This window comes from Mycobacterium sp. UM_Kg27 (assembly GCF_000972905.1).
Taxonomy (GTDB): domain Bacteria; phylum Actinomycetota; class Actinomycetes; order Mycobacteriales; family Mycobacteriaceae; genus Mycobacterium.
On record NZ_JRMM01000346.1, the window covers coordinates 1 to 343 of the forward strand.

Consider the following 343-nt stretch of genomic DNA (forward strand, 5'->3'; position numbering starts at 1 on the left):
CCGGTCAGCAGTCGTAGTAGAGGGCGAACTCGTAGGGGTGTGGTCGCAGGTTGACGGGGGTGATCTCGTTCTCCCGCTTGTAGTTGATCCAGGTCTGGATCACGTCGGGGGTGAATACACCGCCTTCGGTGAGGTATTCGTGGTCGGCCTCGAGGTTGTCCATCACCTCGGCCAGCGTGGTGGGGGCCTGCGAGATCGACGCCGCCTCGTCGGCCGGAAGGTCGTAGAGGTCCTTGTCGACGGGTGCGGCCGGTTCGATCTTGTTCTTGATGCCGTCGATGCCGGCCATCAGCATGGCGGAGAACGCCAGGTAGGGGTTGCCGGAGGAGTCGGGGCAGCGGAA

The 343-nt window shown here is 63.8% G+C and carries 1 pseudogene; it reads right to left on the reverse strand.

Annotation, left to right across the window (positions count from 1 at the left end):
• Nucleotides 1–4: 4 nt before the first annotated feature.
• Nucleotides 5–343: pseudogene (locus tag LI94_RS21565) on the reverse strand (type I glutamate--ammonia ligase); the annotation flags it as partial.